At 67.9% G+C, this 12,249-nt stretch carries 12 protein-coding genes and 1 pseudogene; 2 read left to right on the top strand and 11 right to left on the bottom strand.

Annotation, left to right across the window (positions count from 1 at the left end; genetic code table 11):
• Nucleotides 1-16: 16 nt before the first annotated feature.
• From ACSQ89_RS00245 to ACSQ89_RS00210, 8 genes are all read right to left on the bottom strand, one after another.
• Nucleotides 17-958, bottom strand: a complete 942-nt coding sequence (locus tag ACSQ89_RS00245) for a ParB/RepB/Spo0J family partition protein (RefSeq protein WP_093107344.1) — start codon at nucleotides 956-958, stop codon at nucleotides 17-19.
• A 5-nt stretch (nucleotides 959-963) separates the two neighbouring features.
• On the bottom strand, nucleotides 964-1,506 hold the full coding sequence (locus tag ACSQ89_RS00240) for an RBBP9/YdeN family alpha/beta hydrolase (protein WP_436294799.1): 543 nt from the start codon (nucleotides 1,504-1,506) through the stop codon (nucleotides 964-966).
• A gap of 42 nt (nucleotides 1,507-1,548) precedes the next feature.
• Nucleotides 1,549-2,403, bottom strand: a complete 855-nt coding sequence (locus tag ACSQ89_RS00235; protein ID WP_436294800.1) for a ParA family protein — start codon at nucleotides 2,401-2,403, stop codon at nucleotides 1,549-1,551.
• A 1-nt stretch (nucleotide 2,404) separates the two neighbouring features.
• Entirely contained in the window at nucleotides 2,405-3,019 is a 615-nt protein-coding gene (locus tag ACSQ89_RS00230; RefSeq protein ID WP_436294801.1) for a LysE family transporter, read from the bottom strand.
• Between the two features lie 59 nt (nucleotides 3,020-3,078).
• Nucleotides 3,079-3,717 (bottom strand): 16S rRNA (guanine(527)-N(7))-methyltransferase RsmG, encoded by a 639-nt coding sequence (gene rsmG / locus ACSQ89_RS00225; protein ID WP_093106964.1) that lies wholly within the window; start codon nucleotides 3,715-3,717, stop codon nucleotides 3,079-3,081.
• On the bottom strand, nucleotides 3,714-5,663 hold the full coding sequence (mnmG, locus tag ACSQ89_RS00220; RefSeq protein ID WP_093106967.1) for a tRNA uridine-5-carboxymethylaminomethyl(34) synthesis enzyme MnmG: 1,950 nt from the start codon (nucleotides 5,661-5,663) through the stop codon (nucleotides 3,714-3,716). The genes rsmG and mnmG overlap by 4 nt, the downstream gene beginning before the upstream one ends.
• Nucleotides 5,664-5,762: 99 nt before the next feature.
• Nucleotides 5,763-6,686, bottom strand: a complete 924-nt coding sequence (locus ACSQ89_RS00215) for a transglutaminase-like domain-containing protein (protein ID WP_436294802.1) — start codon at nucleotides 6,684-6,686, stop codon at nucleotides 5,763-5,765.
• A complete protein-coding gene (locus tag ACSQ89_RS00210) occupies nucleotides 6,683-6,868 on the bottom strand; it encodes a DUF1328 family protein (protein ID WP_093106971.1) in 186 nt (61 codons plus the stop codon). The genes ACSQ89_RS00215 and ACSQ89_RS00210 overlap by 4 nt, the downstream gene beginning before the upstream one ends.
• 186 nt (nucleotides 6,869-7,054) lie before the next feature.
• Here ACSQ89_RS00210 and gstA point away from each other — a divergent pair, with 186 nt between their 5' ends.
• Entirely contained in the window at nucleotides 7,055-7,663 is a 609-nt protein-coding gene (gstA, locus tag ACSQ89_RS00205) for a glutathione transferase GstA (RefSeq protein WP_436294803.1), read from the top strand.
• Here the strand turns inward: gstA and ACSQ89_RS00200 are convergent.
• A pseudogene (locus ACSQ89_RS00200) lies at nucleotides 7,656-8,877 on the bottom strand (YbfB/YjiJ family MFS transporter). The gene gstA and the pseudogene ACSQ89_RS00200 sit on opposite strands and share 8 nt — an antisense overlap.
• Nucleotides 8,878-8,992: 115 nt before the next feature.
• On the opposite strand from ACSQ89_RS00200, the gene ACSQ89_RS00195 reads away from it, so the two are divergent.
• A complete protein-coding gene (locus ACSQ89_RS00195) occupies nucleotides 8,993-10,096 on the top strand; it encodes an alkene reductase (RefSeq protein ID WP_436294804.1) in 1,104 nt (367 codons plus the stop codon).
• Here ACSQ89_RS00195 and ACSQ89_RS00190 read toward each other — a convergent pair.
• Complete coding sequence (locus ACSQ89_RS00190; protein WP_436294805.1) at nucleotides 10,078-11,481, bottom strand: sensor histidine kinase; 1,404 nt, start codon at nucleotides 11,479-11,481, stop codon at nucleotides 10,078-10,080. The genes ACSQ89_RS00195 and ACSQ89_RS00190 overlap by 19 nt on opposite strands.
• Nucleotides 11,478-12,167 carry a response regulator transcription factor gene (locus tag ACSQ89_RS00185; protein WP_436294806.1) on the bottom strand — a complete coding sequence of 230 codons (690 nt, stop codon included), beginning with the start codon at nucleotides 12,165-12,167 and terminating at the stop codon, nucleotides 11,478-11,480. The genes ACSQ89_RS00190 and ACSQ89_RS00185 overlap by 4 nt, the downstream gene beginning before the upstream one ends.
• Nucleotides 12,168-12,249: the final 82 nt, after the last annotated feature.

Below are 12,249 nucleotides of genomic sequence, written 5' to 3'. Positions count from 1 at the left end.
TCCGAGATGTCGTGAGTTATGCCGTTTGGCGGATGCGGTCGATCAGACCGTTGAGCGCTTCGAGCGAGCCGAAGTGGATCGCGAGTTCGCCGCTCTCCTCCACCTTCCCGTTGCGCTTGCTGCGCTTCTTGATGCGCACTTCGACTTCGGCCGCCAGCAGATCGGCCAGCTCTTCCTCCACGCGCTGGAGGTCGCGCGACTTCTCGGCGGCGCCGCGCCGCGGCGACGGCGTGAGGCTGAACTCGGCGGCCAGCTTCTTGACCAGCGCCTCGGCCTCGCGCACCGAGAGCTTCTTGGCGGCGATCTGGTTGGCCGCGGTGATCTGGGTGCCCTTGTCGAGCGAAAGCAGCGCGCGCGCATGGCCCATGTCGATGTCACCCGCCATCAGCATCGCCTGAGCCGGTTCGGCCAGGTTCAGAAGACGCAGCAGATTGCTGGCGGCGCTGCGCGAACGGCCCACCGCCTGGGCCGCAGATTCGTGAGTGAGCCCAAACTCGGCGACCAGGCGTTGCAGGCCTTGGGCCTCTTCCAGCGGGTTGAGGTCTTCGCGCTGGATATTCTCGATCAGCGACATGGCCGCGGCGGCTTCGTTCGGCACGTCGCGCACGAGCACGGGCACGCTGTCGAGCCCGGCCAGCTTGGCCGCGCGGAAGCGGCGCTCGCCCGCGATGATCTCGAACTCGGCGTTCTTGGTGCGCGCCGCATCTCCGTCGAGGCGGCGAACCAGGATCGGCTGCATGATCCCCTGCGCCTTGATGCTCTCGGCCAGCTCGTAGAGCGCGCCCTCGTCCATGCGCGTGCGCGGCTGGTAGACGCCGGGCACCATCTGGTCGAGGTTCAGCGCGGTCGGGTTGGGCGGCGCGGCATCGTCGTTGGCGGAGCTGTCCGGACCGTTGAAGGTCGGGCCCAGCAGGGCTTCGAGTCCGCGGCCGAGGCCCTTGGGTTTCTTGGTGGCCATCGAGGTCATTCTTCTTTCAATAGATCGTTCAGCAATTGCCGGCCATGGGGCCAGTCGCCCAGGCCGGATTCGCCGTTGAGGTGGCCGCCTCGACCTGCGTCGATGTAGCGGGCTCCCCAGTCGCCGGCCATTGCGCGCGAGCGCTCGGCAGCACAGTAGGGGTCGTCGTTGGCCGCGATCATGAGAGCGCGGAATGGCAAGGGTTGGCGCACGATCGGCGCCCAGCCCGGGATCAGCTCGCGCAGGTCCTCGCGCTCCAGATCGCCCGGCGCGACCAGCAGCGCGGCCGCCACCTTGTGCGTGTTGCGCGAATGCGCGGCCCAGGCGGCGACGAGGATGCAGCCCAGGCTGTGCGCCACGAGCGCGACCTGCCCCGGCGCAGCCAGGATCTCTTCTTCGAGGCGGGCCGACCAGTCACCACGCAAGGGGCGCATCCAGTCATGCTGCTCGACTCGATGATCGCCATGAACCGCCTCCCAGCGACTCTGCCAATGCGGCGGGTCGCTGTCTTGCCAGCCGGGCAACAACAGGATTTTCGGGGCAGTCATCTGCTGCGAAATTGATAGCAAAAGAGATCGATCCGGCGGGCCTCAGAGGCCGTTCGGATCCTGGATCGCAACCGGCGGCGCATCCATCGGCTCCGGTGCGGGCACGGGCGAGGCGCCGGCCAGCGCGCTGGCCGGCGGCATCTTCTCGACCAGCTCCTGCGCAAAAGCAATGTAAGCCTGGCTGCCCCGGGCCGCCAGATCGAAGACCACGCCCGGCAGACCGTAGCTCGGCGCCTCGGCCAGCCGCACATTGCGCGGGATCACGGTGTCGAACACCTTCTCGCCGAAGTGGGACTTGAGCTGTTCGCTGACCTGCTGCTGCAGCGTGATGCGCGGATCGAACATCACGCGCAGCAGGCCGATGATCTGCAAATTCTTGTTGAGGTTGGCATGTACCTGCTTGATGGTGTTGACCAGGTCGGTCAGCCCTTCGAGCGCGAAATACTCGCACTGCATCGGCACGATCACGCCGTGCGCTGTGCACAGACCGTTGAGCGTGAGCAGGCTCAGGCTGGGCGGGCAGTCGATCAGGATGAAGTCGTACTCGGCGCCGACGGCGGCCAGTGCGGTACGCAGGCGCTTTTCGCGTCGGTCGAGCGCGACCATTTCCACCTCGGCGCCGGCCAGCTCGCGGTTCGCGCCCAGCACGTCATAGCCGCATTTTTCGGACTTCACCCGTGCTTCGGCCACGGAAGCGGACTCGAGCAGCACGTCGTACACCGTCGTTTCCAGCTGCCGCTTGTCGATGCCTGAGCCCATGGTGGCGTTGCCCTGGGGATCCAGATCGATCATCAGGACCCGTTGACCCACCTTGGCCAGTCCGGCGGCCAGGTTGACGGTGGTCGTGGTCTTGCCGACGCCGCCCTTCTGGTTCGCGATGCAGAAGATCTTCGCCATGCTATCTGGACACCGCCAGCTTGAGGCCGAAGGCGATCAGGAAGACGCCGGCGAGCTTTTCGAGCGTGGCCGAGATGCGGGGATTGGCGCGCAGGCGCTCCGCGAGGAAATGCGTGAGCAGCGTCGCGATCAGGCAATAGATGAAGGTCAGCACGGCGATGGTCAGTGCCATCACCGCGAAGGTCGTGAGCCCCTGGTGGCGAGCCGGGTCGACGAAGAGCGGGAAGAAGGCCATATAGAAGACGATCGCCTTCGGATTCAGCAGCGTGATCATCAAGGCCTGCCGGAAGTACTGCTGCGGACGGATGTTCAGGACTGGCGCGGCGCCCGGCTTGGCCGTCAGCATCTTGAATCCCAACCAGGCGAGGTAGGCCGCACCCAGCCATTGGACGGCCTTGAACGCGGGCGGATAGGCGCCCAGCAAGGCGGCGACACCGGCCACGGCAGCCCACATCAGCATCTGGTCTCCGGCGATCAAGCCCAGGGCGGCGGCCAGTCCGCCACGGATTCCGCCCTTGCCGGTGGAGGTGATGATCGCCAGGTTCCCGGGTCCGGGAATCGCGAGAAATATGATGATGGCGACGACGAACGCGCCGTAGTCAGCGATGCCGAACATGAAATTGCCTTGGATGGGAGAGCGTCGAGTCTAAGCGAGGTCGACGCGTCGGGCGCCTGTCAGGAGGCAGCTTTTCGTGCCCAGACGATGCAGCGTTCGGCATCGAGGCCCGGAACGCTCAATTGTTCCACGTGAAACACATCGATTCCCGGCGGCAGCTCTGCCAATTCGTCGCTGGGCACCTTGCCCTTCATGGCCAACCAAAGCCCGCCGGGCGCCAGCAGGCGTATCGAGCCGGTGAAGAAATCAGGGAGCGAAGCAAAGGCACGTGAACTGATGAGTTCGTAATTTCCGGCCAGCGATTCGACACGCGCGTGCACGCCTCGCAGATTGGGCAGCCCCAGCTCGGCCGCGACCTGTTGAACAAAGGCCGCCTTCTTGGCCACGGCATCGAGGCAGCTGACATCGATGTCTTCGCGCAGGATCGCAATCACCACGCCCGGAAGACCAGCGCCGGCGCCGACGTCGAGCAGCTTCGCCCTCCCCGGCCACTCGCGGTTCAGCGGCCCGATCACCGACAGGCTGTCGAGCAGATGATGCGTCAGCACCGTCGTCGGATCGCGCAGCGCAGTCAGGTTGTAGACCTTGTTCCACTTGAGGATCAGCGCACCGTAGGCCAGTAGCCGTTCGCACTGGCGATCGCTCAGCGCGAGGCCGAGTTTGGCTGCGCCCTCGCGCAGCACCAGATCCTGGCTCATTCGTCGATCTGCTGCGGCTCGGCCGCTGCGTCTCGAGCGAAGGCGCGATGACCGCCTTTGCGCAGGTGAATCATCAAGAGCGAGATGGCCGCCGGCGTCACACCGGAGATGCGCGAAGCCAGCCCCAGGGTTTCTGGACGATGCTTGCTCAGCTTCTGCCGCACCTCGAAACTCAGCGCCGCGACCTGGCTGTAGTCGAGGTCGGCCGGCAGCTTGAGATTCTCGAAGTGCGCCGCGCGCTCGACCTCGTCATGCTGCCGGTCGATGTAGCCGGCGTACTTGGCCGCGATCTCGATCTGCTCGATCTCCGATTCGCCCAGGGGCTGGTCCGAGCCGTACTTCCCGCCGTCCAGCGACATCAGCGAGGCGTAACTTACATTGGGCCGGCGCAGCAGGTCGCCCAGGTTGTACTCACGCTCGATCGCCTTGCCGAGCACGCGTTCGGACTCGGCAGCCGGCAGGTTCCTCGGATTCACCCAAATAGAACGCAGCCTCTCTGTTTCACGTGAAACAAGATCGCGCTTGCGCGAGAAGGCGTCCCAGCGCGCATCGTCTACCAAGCCCAGCTTGCGCCCGATCTCGGTGAGCCGCATGTCGGCGTTGTCTTCGCGCAGCTGCAACCGGAACTCGGCCCGGCTGGTGAACATGCGATAGGGCTCGGTCACGCCCTTGGTGATCAGGTCGTCGACCAGCACACCCAGGTAGGCTTCGTCGCGGCGGGGCATCCAGGCGGCCCCCTCTCTGCATTGCAGCGCCGCATTGATGCCGGCAAACAAGCCTTGCGCCGCCGCCTCTTCGTAGCCGGTGGTGCCGTTGATCTGCCCCGCAAAGAAGAGCCCCTGGATCGCGCGCGTCTCGAAGTTGCTCTTGAGTTCGCGCGGATCGAAGTAGTCGTACTCGATCGCGTAGCCCGGGCGCAGGATGTGGGCGTTCTCCAGACCCGCCATCGAACGCACCAACTGGTACTGGATGTCGAAAGGCAGGCTGGTCGAGATCCCGTTCGGGTAGTACTCGTTGGTCGTCAGGCCTTCGGGCTCCAGGAAGATCTGGTGGCTTTCCTTGTCCGCGAAGCGGTTGATCTTGTCTTCCACGCTCGGGCAGTAGCGCGGCCCGATGCCGTCGATCTTGCCGGTGAACATCGGGCTGCGGTCGAAGCCGGAACGGATGATTTCGTGCGTGCGCGCGTTGGTGTTCGTGATCCAGCACGGCATCTGCCGCGGGTGCATGTCGGCCCGGCCCATGAAGCTGAAGACCGGCATCGGCCCGGCACCGCCCGGCATGCCGTCGCCCGGTTGTTCGACGCACTTCGAGAAGTCGATGCTCCGCCCGTCCAGCCGCGGCGGGGTGCCGGTCTTGAGCCGGCCTTGCGGCAACTTCAGTTCCTTGAGGCGCGCCGACAGGCTGACCGCCGGTGGATCGCCGGCGCGGCCGGCCTGGTAGTTGTCGAGCCCGACATGGATCCGGCCGTCGAGAAAGGTGCCTGCCGTCAGCACCACCGCGCGCGCGCGGAACGCGATGCCGACCTGCGTGATCGCGCCGACCACGCGGTCACCCTCGATCATCAAATCATCGACTGCCTGCTGGAACAGCGACAGGTTCGGCTGATTCTCGAGCCGGCGCCGGATCGCGGCCTTGTAGAGCACGCGGTCGGCCTGCGCGCGCGTCGCCCGCACCGCCGGCCCCTTGCTCGAATTGAGGATGCGGAACTGAATACCGCCCTCGTCCGTCGCGATCGCCATCGCACCGCCCAGCGCATCGACCTCCTTCACCAGGTGCCCCTTGCCGATGCCGCCGATCGAGGGATTGCAGCTCATCTGCCCCAGCGTCTCGATGTTGTGGGTGAGCAGCAGCGTGCGCGCGCCCATGCGCGCGGAGGCCAGCGCGGCTTCGGTGCCGGCATGGCCGCCACCGACGACGATCACATCGAATTCTTCGGGGTACAGCATGGAGAGTGGGGCGCACATGTGCGTGCGCTCGCGGAAAGGGGCGCTAATTTTAATCGCGCGCCGTGCTCCGTGCGGTGTGGAGGGGCAAGCCGGACCCGGCTATTTGCCTGGCCCGATTGCTATCATTTTGATAGCAATCAAGGATTCGCCGGCGGTGGCCACCGGCGCCGGCTTCTCGATCCCGACCAGCTGCCCGCTGGGCTCGGGCTCGGCCGGCGGCGTCAGGCTTTCGTCCTGCAGTTCGCGCACGACCAGCGACTTGCCCGTCATGCGCACCGGCCCGAAGATGGTGCAGAAGGCGACGTCCTTCGCATCACGCCCCGTGCCCACGCGCACCAGGCGATCGACCGGCGCCATGCGCGTGGCATCGAACAAGACCCACCGCCCGCCCAGCCAGGCCTCGAACAGCGCATGAAAATCCTGCGGCGGCTCGTCGAACCACACATAGCCCACCACCAGCCGCGCCGGGATGTTGAGCGCGCGGCAGAAAGTGATGCCCAGGTGCGCGAAATCGCGGCACACGCCGGCGCGCTCGACGAAGACCTCGCGCGCGGTGGTGGTCGAGTCGCTGCTGCCCGGTTCGTAGGTGATGCTGTCGTGAATCCAGTCGGCGATGGCCTGCACGCGTCCGATGCCCGGCGGCAGGTCGCCGAAGAGCTGCTGCGCGCAGCGCGACATCAGGTCCGACTCGCAGTAGCGCGTCGGCATCATGTAGTGGAGGATCTCGTTGGGCACCTGGTTCACCGGCACTTCGGCCAGATCGGGCGGCACTTCCACGTGCGCGCGCTGGACGCTGGCGCGGTAGCGGATCTTCAGCGGCCCCTGCGGCGCATCGAAACGAATGAAGCGGTTGCCGCTGCCCTCGTCGCAGAAAGCCTGCATTTCCACCGCCGGTTCGATCGCCAGATCCTCGCTGATCACAGTCTGTGCGCCGCTGCGCGCGGCCTCGATGTTGAGCAGCAAATGCGACGGCGCCTCGACCTCGTAGTCGAGCACCGTCTCCACGTTCGAGTAGTGCGTCAATCCAGCGCTTTCTTCACCGCGCCCACCCCGAGCGCCGCAAGAACGAGGAACACGACCGCCAGGATCAGGAACAGCCCGAACAGCACCTTCGCGATGCCGGCCGCGCCGGCCGCCACGCCGCCGAAGCCGAGGGCGCCGGCGATCAGCGAGATCACCGCAAAAATGATGGCGTACTTCAACATGCGCGAGCTCCTTGCGTGCGGTCATCCGCCCGCGGTGCCGGGAGCATAGAAAGGCGCGCCGGCCGGCCCGATAGTCGCCGCGCCCAAGGCCCCGTAGGACAAACGCGCTCGCGGCGAACCCGCTAGCATCGGCCTCGCGTCTGCAAGAAAGAACGTTTCCCGAACATCCATTGGAGAGTTTTTCGCATGAAGCTGTATTACTCGCCGGGCGCCTGCTCGCTCTCGCCCCATATCGCGCTGCGCGAAGCCGGCCTCGCCTTCGAACCCGTGCTCGCCAGCACCAAGAGCCACAAGCTGCAGGATGGCACCGACTACTACGGCATCAACCCGCTCGGCTACGTGCCGATGCTCGAGCTCGACGACGGCACGCGCCTGCGCGAAGGTCCGGCCATCGTGCAGTACATCGCCGACCTCGCGCCGAACAAGAACCTCGCCCCCGCCAGCGGCACGCTCTCGCGCTACCGGCTGCAGGAGTGGCTCACCTTCATCGGCACCGAAATGCACAAGACCTACTCGCCGATGTTCAACCCCAACATGCCCGAAGAAGCCAAGGCCATCTTCAGGACCAAGCTCCAGTCGCGCTACGAGTGGCTCAACGGCGAGCTCGAAGGCAAGGACTACCTGATGGGCGAGCACTTCACGGTGGCCGACGGCTACCTGTTCACCGTCACCAACTGGGCCAAGCCGACCGGCGTCGACATCTCGCCCTACGCGAATGTGCAGGCCTGGCATGCACGCGTCGGCGCCCGCCCGGCCGTGCAGGAAGCCATGAAGACCGAAGGCCTGCTCAAGTAAGCAGCAGCGGCCGCTGCCGCGAGGCGAGCGCAGCCCCGGCCCACAGCGTGATCGCCGAGGCCACCAGGCCGCGCGCCAGGCCGCCCGGCCCGTCGGAGATCCAGCCGGTCACGGTGGGCCCCACGATCTGCCCCAGCGCGAAGATGATCGTGAAGGCGCTGATGCCGGTGGACCATTGTTCGGCCGGCAGGTTGTGGCGCACCAGCGCGGTGGTGGAGGCCACCACCGACAGGAACACCGCGCCGAACAGCAGCCCCGAGACCAGCGTCACCGGCCACGCGGCGCTCAGCACCGGCAGCAGGGTTGCCATGCCCAGCAACGCATTGAGCACCGCCTGCGGCTGGCCGCCATGAAAGCGATCCAGCAAGCCGGCCCAGAGCCGCGCCGAAGCCACGCAGGCGACGCCAAGCAGCGCATAGAACATCGTGATGTTCGCCGGGCTCGCGCCTTGCTCGCGCAGCAGCGATCACGAAGGTCATGTAGCCGATGTAGCCGGTGCCGAAGAGCGCATAGCCCGCGAGCGCCCAGCCGAAGCGACGTACTGCGCGCGCGGGCTGCGCGGCCGCCTCGTGCGCTGACGCCGGCGCAGCGGGTGCACGCGCCTCGCTCGGCATCGCATGCGCCGCGTACCCCAGCACGGCCGTCCCCGCGAAGCTCGCCAGCGCCAGCGCCCACCAGGCCCAGGCCCAGCCATGCGCTTCGCCCGCGGCAGCGTGCAGCACCGGCGGTACCAGCAGCGCCGACAAGGTGATGCCGAAGCCCGTGCCGCCGTAGTACAGGCCCAGCAGAAAACCTGCGCGCGACGGCTGCAGCGTCCCGAGCCGCGCCGCCAGCAGGCCGCCCGCGACGAACACCCAGGCGCTCGCCAGCCCGGCCAGAAAGCGCTGCAACAGCAGCGCCGAGGCCGAGGTGAAGAAGCCGCTGGCCGCCATGAACAGGCTGGCCCACACCGCACCCCAGACCAGCAGACGCAGCGGCCCGAGGCGCCGCATCAAGGCCGGCGTCATCAATGCGCCCAGCAAATAGCCGGCCGCATTCGCGGTGTTCATCGCGCCGGCCAGCGTGTAGCTCCAGCCCAAATCCGCGCGCATCGGCGGCAGCAGCAAGCCATAAGAAAAGCGCGTGATGCCGAGCGAGACCGCGGCACCCATCGACAACGCAAGCGCGAGGCGCAGGGCCTGCGCGGGCGTGAGCGTGGCGGAATGCATCGTCATGGAGTGCGGGCATTCTGCTGCATCCCCTAGCAGCAAACCGACAACCCCGTGGCAGCGCGGTTGGGCGCGCCGGTTTACCGTTCGCGCTGTTCATCCACCCCAACAAGCAGAACCGATGTCCTCCCTCTTCGACCCCATCCAGGCCGGCGACCTGAAGCTGGCCAACCGCATCGTCATGGCGCCGCTCACGCGCAATCGCTCGCCCAACGCCGTGCCGCGCGATATCGCGGCCACTTACTACGCGCAGCGCGCCAGCGCCGGACTGCTGATCACCGAAGCCACCGCGATCAGCCAGCAGGGCCAGGGCTATGCCGACGTGCCCGGCCTCTACGGCAGCGAGCAGCTCGAAGCCTGGAAGCGCGTGACCGATGCGGTGCACGCCAAGGGCGGCAAGATCGTGGTCCAGCTCTGGCACGTGGGCCGGGTCTCGCACAACGAGCTGCAGCCCGATGGCGGCCAGCCGGTCGCGCCCTCGGCCATCACGGCCAAGACCAAGACCGTGCTGATCAAGGACGGCGTTCCCACTTACGTCGAAACCTCCGAGCCGCGCGCCCTCGACGCGGGCGAGCTGCCGGGCATCGTCCACGGCTACGCCGCCGCCGCGCGCAACGCCGTCGAGACCGCCGGCTTCGACGGCGTCGAGGTGCATGCCGCCAACGGCTACCTGCTCGACCAGTTCCTCAAGACCGGCAGCAACAAGCGCAGCGACGACTACGGCGGCAGCATCGGGAACCGCGCCCGCCTGCTGCTCGAAGCGACGCGTGCCGTGGTCGACGCGGTCGGCGGCGGCCGCACCGGCATCCGCATCTCGCCCGTGACGCCGGCCAACGACGTGCACGACGAGAATCCGCAGCCGCTCTTCGAGTACGTCGTGAAACAGCTCGCCACGCTCAAGCTGGCCTACATCCACGTCGTCGAGGGCGCCACCGGCGGCCCGCGCGAGCTGGAAGACCGCCCCTTCGACTATGAAGCCCTCAAGGCCGCCTACCGCCAGGCCGGCGGCAAGGGCGCCTGGATGGTGAACAACGGCTACGACAAGCCGCTGGCCGAAGAGGCATTGAAGGAAGGCGACGACCTCGTGGCCTTCGGCAAGCCCTTCATCTCCAATCCCGACCTGGTGCGCCGCCTGCGCGAGGGCGCGCCGCTCAATCCCTGGGACAAGAACACCTTCTACGGCGGCGGCGCGAAGGGCTACATCGACTATCCGGCGCTGGGCTGATCGTCCCCGGGCGGGCTCGGCGCGAAGGCCACGCTGACCCGCAGCCCGCCCGCTTCGGACGCCTTGTCGAAGCGCAGCTCGGCGCCCAGCAGCGCGGCATGGCGCGCCACGATCGCGAGCCCGAGGCCGGCGCCCTGCCCCAGCTTCTGCCCGGCCGGTCCTTGCGACCAGCGCTGCATCAGGTCGCGCTGCACCTCGGGCGCAATGCCGGGGCCGTCGTCGACCACGCCGAGCGTGCGGCCCGCCAGCTCGACCGTGATGGTGCGGCCGCCGTAGCGCAGCGCGTTGTCGATCAGGTTGTCGAGGATGCCTTCGACGAGCGCCGCATTGGCCTGCACTGTCACCGGCTGGTCGAGACCCAGCGCGCCCAGATCCACGCCCTCTGCATCGGCGCGCGCGAGATGGCGCAGCACCGCCTGCTCCACCAGCTCGTCGAGCCGAAGCGGCGCGCGCTGCAGGCCGGTGCGGGCCTCGTCGGCCAGCGCCAGCGCGAGCAGCTGGTCGACCAGGTGGCTGGCGCGCGCCTGGCTGGCGGCGATGTGCTGCAGCTGTTCGCGCCACACGGCCGGGGCCTGCTGCGCGAGACCGTAGTCGGCCAGCGCGCGGATGCCGGCCAGCGGCGTGCGCAACTCGTGCGCCACGTTGCCCGCGAACTCGCGCTGCGCACGCACGCTGTGGCCCAAGCGCTCGAACAGGGCGTTGAGCGTCTCGCCCAGGCGTTCGAGCTCGCGCGAGCTGCGTGCCACCGGCACCGGTGCCAGGTCGTGGGCATCGCGTTGGTCCAGCGTCCGGCGCAGTTCGCCGAGTGGACGCAGCTCGCCTTCGATGCCGCGCCACAGCCACACGGCCAGAAGCGCCAGCAGCACACCTTGCGGCGCCAGCGAATAGAGCAGCAGCCGTTCGACCAGCGCGGCGCGGGCGCGCGTGGTCTGCGCGATCACGACGCGGAAGGCTTTGGGCGCGTCATGGTTCAACACCACGGCGCGCAGCGCTTGCCCCTCGTAGTTCACATCGGAAAAGCGATAGCGCGCGCCCTCCTTTGGCGCCGGTGCCTGCAGGCCCGCGTGGCCGGCGAGCCGCGAGCCGTCGGGCCGCAGCACCGCGAAGTAGACCTGCTCCGACTGGTCGAACAGCACGCTCGTGACCTCGCGCGGCGACAGCTGCAGCTGGATGTCGCGCTCGCCGGCCTCCACGTTGGCCGACACCGAATAGGCATCGTCGAGCAAGGCGCGGTCGAAGGCCTGCTCGGTGAAGTGGCCGGCCACCGCCACCGCGACCGCGGTGCCCACCAGCCAGGTCAGGGCCAGCGGCAGCAGCACGCGCCGCAGCACGCGCGAAGTGAGCGAAGGCGCGCGCGCCGACGCCCGGCGCGGCGCCGGCTTCACTCGGCCGCTTCCAGCAGATAGCCGATGCCGCGCAGCGTGCGGATCGCCGCGCCGCTGCCCGCGAGCTTCTTGCGCAGGCGCGAGATGAAGGCCTCCAGCGCGTTGTCGCCCAGCGCTTCGTCGAAGCTCGACAGCTTGTCGGACATGGCCCGCTTGCTGACCGTGCGGCCCGGCGGACTCATCAGCTCCCACAAGACCTCGAACTCGCGCGCCGGCAGGTCCATCGGCGCGCCGGCCACCGAGAAACGGCGCGCCTTGCGGTCGAGCCGCAGCCGGCCCAGCGTGGCGATGTCCTCGGTCCCCTGTGCGCGCCGCACCAGCGCCCGCAGGCGGGCCTCGACCTCGGCCAGGTCGAAGGGCTTGCCGAGGTAGTCGTCGGCGCCCGCATCGAGGCCGGCGATGCGCTCTTCGGTGCGATCGCGCGCGGTCAGTACCAGCACCGGCGTGCGGTCGCCGCGCGCGCGTGCGTGGCGCAGCACGGTGAGGCCGCTCGCGAGGCCGCTGGTCGGGCTGGCCGTTGCCGGCAGGCTGAGATCGAGCAGCACCGCATCGAACAGCTGCACGCGCCACAGGTGGTCGGCGTCCTCGGTATTCGCCGCCACGTCGACGCGGTGTCCGGCATCGCCCAGGCTGCGCAGCATCACGCCGCGCAGCACCGCATCGTCTTCGACCAGCAGGATTCGCATGGAAAGGGAAAAGAGAGTTCGTTACCGGGGCTTACCGCGGGCCGCAGGCGAGGATACGGCAAGGGACGAGCGCCCCTGTACT

The organism is Variovorax sp. LjRoot175, from assembly GCF_964253805.1.
Classification (GTDB): Bacteria; Pseudomonadota; Gammaproteobacteria; order Burkholderiales; family Burkholderiaceae_C; genus Variovorax.
Note: the sequence above shows the minus strand (reverse complement) of the source record. Positions and strands in the feature narration are given on the sequence as shown.

What these genes read in the sequence shown, in the direction of transcription:
- ACSQ89_RS00245 (WP_093107344.1), bottom strand. Translation starts at nt 958, where the DNA reads ATGGCCACCAAGAAACCCAAGGGCCTCGGCCGCGGACTCGAAGCCCTG.
- ACSQ89_RS00230 (WP_436294801.1), bottom strand. Translation starts at nt 3,019, where the DNA reads ATGTTCGGCATCGCTGACTACGGCGCGTTCGTCGTCGCCATCATCATA.
- ACSQ89_RS00185 (WP_436294806.1), bottom strand. Translation starts at nt 12,167, where the DNA reads ATGCGAATCCTGCTGGTCGAAGACGATGCGGTGCTGCGCGGCGTGATG.
- ACSQ89_RS00210 (WP_093106971.1), bottom strand. Translation starts at nt 6,868, where the DNA reads ATGTTGAAGTACGCCATCATTTTTGCGGTGATCTCGCTGATCGCCGGC.
- gstA (WP_436294803.1), top strand. Translation starts at nt 7,055, where the DNA reads ATGAAGCTGTATTACTCGCCGGGCGCCTGCTCGCTCTCGCCCCATATC.
- mnmG (WP_093106967.1), bottom strand. Translation starts at nt 5,663, where the DNA reads ATGCTGTACCCCGAAGAATTCGATGTGATCGTCGTCGGTGGCGGCCAT.
- ACSQ89_RS00235 (WP_436294800.1), bottom strand. Translation starts at nt 2,403, where the DNA reads ATGGCGAAGATCTTCTGCATCGCGAACCAGAAGGGCGGCGTCGGCAAG.
- ACSQ89_RS00195 (WP_436294804.1), top strand. Translation starts at nt 8,993, where the DNA reads ATGTCCTCCCTCTTCGACCCCATCCAGGCCGGCGACCTGAAGCTGGCC.
- ACSQ89_RS00240 (WP_436294799.1), bottom strand. Translation starts at nt 1,506, where the DNA reads ATGACTGCCCCGAAAATCCTGTTGTTGCCCGGCTGGCAAGACAGCGAC.
- rsmG (WP_093106964.1), bottom strand. Translation starts at nt 3,717, where the DNA reads ATGAGCCAGGATCTGGTGCTGCGCGAGGGCGCAGCCAAACTCGGCCTC.